Origin of the sequence: Mesorhizobium sp. M5C.F.Ca.IN.020.32.2.1, from assembly GCF_004023105.1 — a bacterium.
Lineage (GTDB): Bacteria > Pseudomonadota > Alphaproteobacteria > Rhizobiales > Rhizobiaceae > Mesorhizobium > Mesorhizobium wenxiniae.
This window is the reverse complement of sequence record NZ_RZSX01000492.1, coordinates 1-4,814: the sequence shown is the minus strand read 5'-3', so window position 1 is coordinate 4,814 and position 4,814 is coordinate 1. Positions and strand designations below refer to the sequence as shown.

Below are 4,814 nucleotides of genomic sequence, written 5' to 3'. Positions count from 1 at the left end.
ATTTCCGTCTGTTCCAGTGTCCGGCTGCCCGCCGAACCGAGCGACACGACGAGGTCCGGCAGCGCCTTTTCAGACTTCAGCCATGACAGTTCCGCGCCCAGCCTGACGCCCGCCTCGACCGGTCCAACGCCGGTCATGACAGGCGTGAACAGCCGCTGCAGATGCGGACCGTATTCGGCCTGCGCCGCCATCGCGAAGAGCACGTCCCTACCCGCAATTCTGACGGCCTTGCGCATCGGATCAGCCTTCAATGCCATCGCGACCCACCACGGTCATCATCGTTCCGGTCATGGTGGCGATCAGCTTGGCCTCGCCGTCGACGGCGAAGGCATAGGCCTGGCCGTCTGCGACGATGATAGTGCGGCCGGGCTTCGTCACCGAGCCGCGGAACAGGAAGCGTTCGCCCCGGCCCGGCGCCAGCAGATTGACCTTGAACTCAATAGTGAGCACGCCCGAATTCTCGGGCATCAGCGAGAAAGCCGCATAGCCGCAGGCCGAGTCGAGCGCCGTCGAAATGACCCCGGCATGAAGGAAGCCATGCTGCTGGGTCAGCGCCGTCGAATAGGGCATCTCGATCTCGATGATGCCGGGCGTCACCAGCGTCAGCTCGGCGCCGATGGTCGTCATGGCGTTCTGGCGCGCGAAGGACGTCCTGACGCGATCCTCATAGTCGGGGGCGGGTACGATCTTTGCTGCCATGGCTTGTCACGCTCCTGTCAGAAAAGCTTATTGCAGAGGCATGAGCGGGAGGCAATCGCTATTGCTGCACTGCAGCAATCAGGTCCGCCGGCAAGGTTCAGCCGTCCTTGCGCAGCGCACAGACATAGAACCCATCGGTACCGCTCAGCGCCGGCGACAACGAAATGCCGCCAGCGGCGCCGATACGCACAGTCGCCTCGTGGCCCGGAAAGCGGCTGTCCCAGAGCTGGCGGTGATCGACAGGAACAAAGCCCCGGTTACGATCTCGGAAGGCCGCGACCTGTTCGCCATTCTCCTCGTCGAACACCGAGCAGGTAATGTAGACCAGCAGCCCGCCCGGTTTGACGAAGGCTTTGGCCGCATCGAGGATCGCCGATTGCTCGCCCTTGCGTGCATCGAGCTGCTTCTGCGTCAGCCGCCATTTGGCATCAGGCCGGCGCCGCCATGTGCCGCTGCCGGTGCAGGGCGCGTCGACCAGGACGATATCCATGTGGCCCGAAAGGGTGCTGAGCTCGGCCGGCTTGGTGACGATTTGCACGTTGCGGTTTTCCGAGCGCCGGATGCGGTCGAAGATCGGCGCCAACCGCGCCTTTTCGGCATCATGGGCAAACACCTGGCCACGATTGTCCATCGCCGCCGACAGTGCCAGCGTCTTGCCGCCGGCTCCGGCGCAAAAGTCGAGGACCTGCATCCCGGCCTCCGCGCCAGTCAGCGTGGCGGCGATCTGCGATCCTTCGTCCTGAACCTCGAACCAGCCTTTCTGGAAGGCCGGTTCCGCCTGCACGTTCGGGTGCCTGCCGTCGCCCGCGATCGGCGGGATGCGGATGCCGTGCGGTGCGATCCGTGCTGGCCCGGCGCCAGTCCCGGCCAGCTCGGCGAGCACCTTGCCGCGGTCGGCTCGCAGCGTGTTGACCCTGAGGTCCAGCGGTGGGCGGGTCGCTAACGCCGCACCTTCGTCGACCCAGCTGGCGCCGAAGGCCTGCTCGAAAAGCGGTTCGCACCAATCCGGAATATCAGCCCGTACCGCCGACGGCGCAGCGTCGAGCCGGCGATCGGTGACGGCCCTCAGTTCACCGTCGTTCAACAGCGGCGGCGCAAACTTGTCGCCGTCGAGCGCTTCGTTCAGCGACTGCGCCGTCTGGTTCCATTCAAGCAGCAGCGCGCCAAAACCGATGGCGCGCGGCGTATCTTCGCCCAGCAAATAGCCGGACGAGCGCTTCCGGCGCAGCGCGTCGTAGACGATGTTGCCGATCGCGGCGCGATCGCCGCCGCCGGCGAAGCGGTGGGACAGGCCCCAATCCTTCAGCGCATCGGCCACCGGCCGGTGCCGCCGGCCGATATCCTCCAGCACTTCGATGGCCGCTGCCAGCCGTCCGCCCAGTCGCATCTTGTTATTCCGTTACTCAGCAAATTAATTCCGGGGTCCTGCTCTATCGCATCGGCCCGAAAATCGGAATCGATTTTCGGTAAGCACGATGCGAAGATTCAGAGTCTTTAGACGCGTACTTTGTGCGTCCAAGTGGACGCACGTCGCTCTAAAGCGCGCGACAGGCGCACACAAGCGGCGGAGCGCCAGATCGAACAACTTTGTCGGCATCCAAGACTTCAACCGACGCGTTGCTTGTACTTTCAAACTTTTGAAGTTGCGGTAATCTTCCGCTGCGTGATTCGCGAAGAACTGCAAGCGGATCGGCGGGAAATTACGAGGAGAGGGCAATGAAGACTTATCTGGCGGAAGTTCTAGGCACATTTCTACTGGTGTTCATCGGCACGGCTTCGGTGGTAACGGGCGGCTTCGGCGGCGCGCTGCCACTCGGCCAGGAAGGCATCGGTCTTGCATTCGGCATCGGCCTGATTGCGGCGGCCTATGCGATCGGCCCGATCTCGGGCGCGCATCTCAACCCGGCGGTGACGCTCGGCGTGTTCCTTGCCGGCCGAATGCAGGCCAAGGACGTCATCCCCTATTGGATCGCACAGATCATCGGCGCCATCATTGCGTCGCTGGCGCTGTGGATCATCGTCTCCGGACAGGTCGGCGGCCATACCGGCGGCTTCGGCGCCAACGGCTGGGACACGACGAAATGGGCCGTTAGCTCGGCGTTCCTGTGGGAGCTGATCGGAACCTTCACCTTCGTCACGGTGATCCTCGGCGTCACCAGCGGCAGCCACATGACGGCCTTTGCCGGCCTTGTAATCGGTTTGACGCTGGCGGGACTGCATTTCGCCATCATTCCGGTGACCGGCACTTCGCTCAATCCGGCCCGCTCGATCGCCCCGGCGCTGTTTTCGGCTAGTGCCGCGATCGGCCAGCTCTGGCTGTTCATCGTCGCACCGCTGATCGGCGGCGCCATCGCCGGCGTGGTCGCCAAGACCCGCATCTTCGAGAAGGACTGACACCCTCTTGGCCAATCAAAAAGGCGCGGGCATCGCCCGCGACTTTTTTTTGGGAGGAAAGAACGTTTCGCTGGGATCAGGCAAGCTCAAAGCGGTCGAGGTTCATCACCTTGGTCCAGGCCGCGACGAAATCCCTGACGAGTTTCTGTCCGGCATCCGCTGACCCATAGACTTCGGCAAGTGCTCGCAGCTGCGCGTGCGAGCCAAAGATCAGGTCGGCACGGGTGCCGGTCCATTTGACCTCCCTGGTCTTGCGGTCGCGGGCTTCGTACACCTCCTCGGAGCCTGCGGCCGGATCCCAGATCGTGTTCATGCTGAGCAGGTTGACGAAGAAGTCGTTGGTCAGCGTGCCCGGCCTGTCGGTGAACACTCCATGCTTCGACTTGCCGGCGTTGGCGCCGAGCACCCGCAGGCCGCGGACGAGCACCGTCATCTCCGGCGCCGTCAGCGTCAGCAACTGCGCCCGGTCGACCAGCAGTGCTTCGATCGACATCGGCTGCTTGCCGCGGACATAATTGCGGAAGCCATCAGCGGTCGGCTCAAGCGCGGCAAAGGACTGGACGTCCGTCTGCTCCTGCGAGGCGTCCATGCGACCCGGCGTGAACGGCACCTTGACGTCTTGGCCACCGTCCTTGGCGGCCTTCTCGACCGCGGCGACGCCGCCGAGCACGATCAGGTCGGCAAGCGAGACCTTCTTGTCACCCGTCTGCGCGGCATTGAACTCGTTCTGGATGCCTTCGAGCTTCGAAAGCACCTTCGACAGTTCGGCCGGCTGGTTGACGTCCCAGTCCTTCTGCGGCGCAAGGCGGATGCGTGCGCCGTTGGCGCCGCCGCGCTTGTCGGAGCCGCGGAACGTCGAGGCCGACGCCCAGGCGGTCGAAACCAGTTCGGAAACCGACAGGCCCGACGCCAGGATCTTCGCCTTCAGCGACGCAATATCCTGCTCGCCGACCAGCTCGTGGTCGACCGCCGGGACAGGATCCTGCCAGATCAGCTCTTCCTTCGGCACCAGCGGGCCGAGATAGCGGACAACCGGGCCCATGTCGCGGTGGGTCAGCTTGAACCAGGCGCGGGCGAAGGCGTCGGCGAACTGATCCGGATTCTGGTGGAAACGCCGCGAGATCTTCTCGTAGGCGGGATCGAAGCGCAAAGCGAGGTCGGTGGTCAACATGGCTGGCGCGTGACGCTTTGACGGATTATGCGCGTCCGGCACCGTGGCCGCGCCGGCGCCGCCCTTCGGCGTCCACTGATGGGCGCCCGCCGGGCTCTTCGTCAGTTCCCATTCGTAGTTGAACAGATTATCGAAGAAGTTGTTGCTCCACTTGGTCGGCGTCGTGGTCCAAGTGACCTCGAGCCCCGAGGTGATGGCGTCACCGGCGATGCCGGTGGCATGCTTGCTCGACCAGCCGAGGCCCTGCGCCTCGATGCCGGCGCCTTCCGGCTCCGCCCCGACCAGAGCGGCATCTCCGGCGCCATGGGTCTTGCCGAACGTGTGGCCGCCGGCGATCAGCGCCACGGTTTCCTCGTCGTTCATGGCCATGCGTGCGAAGGTTTCACGGATGTCGCGTGCCGAGGCTAGTGGATCGGGCTTGCCATTCGGCCCTTCCGGGTTGACGTAGATCAGCCCCATCTGCACGGCGCCGAGATGGCCCCGAAGTTCGCGGTCGCCGGAATAGCGCTCGTCGCCGAGCCACTTGGTCTCGGAACCCCAGTCCACATCC

Annotated in this window: 4 protein-coding genes and 1 pseudogene; 1 reads left to right on the top strand and 4 read right to left on the bottom strand. The window is 64.4% G+C overall.

The window, feature by feature from the left end; genetic code table 11:
- The 3 genes and pseudogenes from EOA86_RS22555 to EOA86_RS22545 all read right to left on the bottom strand — a co-directional run.
- A pseudogene (locus EOA86_RS22555) lies at positions 1 to 236 on the bottom strand (5'-methylthioadenosine/S-adenosylhomocysteine nucleosidase); the annotation flags it as partial.
- A 4-nt stretch (positions 237 to 240) separates the two neighbouring features.
- On the bottom strand, positions 241 to 699 hold the full coding sequence (locus tag EOA86_RS22550) for a PaaI family thioesterase (RefSeq protein WP_029348345.1): 459 nt from the start codon (positions 697 to 699) through the stop codon (positions 241 to 243).
- A gap of 97 nt (positions 700 to 796) precedes the next feature.
- Positions 797 to 2,086 carry an RsmB/NOP family class I SAM-dependent RNA methyltransferase gene (locus EOA86_RS22545; protein ID WP_128343658.1) on the bottom strand — a complete coding sequence of 430 codons (1,290 nt, stop codon included), beginning with the start codon at positions 2,084 to 2,086 and terminating at the stop codon, positions 797 to 799.
- Positions 2,087 to 2,415: 329 nt separating this feature from the next.
- Between EOA86_RS22545 and EOA86_RS22540 the strand changes: the two genes are divergently transcribed.
- Positions 2,416 to 3,093 carry an aquaporin gene (locus EOA86_RS22540; protein WP_128343656.1) on the top strand — a complete coding sequence of 226 codons (678 nt, stop codon included), beginning with the start codon at positions 2,416 to 2,418 and terminating at the stop codon, positions 3,091 to 3,093.
- A gap of 76 nt (positions 3,094 to 3,169) precedes the next feature.
- On the opposite strand, the gene katG is transcribed toward EOA86_RS22540, so the two are convergent.
- On the bottom strand, positions 3,170 to 4,814 hold a 1,645-nt coding region (gene katG, locus EOA86_RS22535; RefSeq protein WP_128343654.1), incomplete at its 5' end, for a catalase/peroxidase HPI.

Excerpts from the sequence above, each read along its gene's own strand:
- EOA86_RS22550 (WP_029348345.1), bottom strand. The coding sequence starts at position 699 with ATGGCAGCAAAGATCGTACCCGCCCCCGACTATGAGGATCGCGTCAGG.
- EOA86_RS22545 (WP_128343658.1), bottom strand. The coding sequence starts at position 2,086 with ATGCGACTGGGCGGACGGCTGGCAGCGGCCATCGAAGTGCTGGAGGAT.
- EOA86_RS22540 (WP_128343656.1), top strand. The coding sequence starts at position 2,416 with ATGAAGACTTATCTGGCGGAAGTTCTAGGCACATTTCTACTGGTGTTC.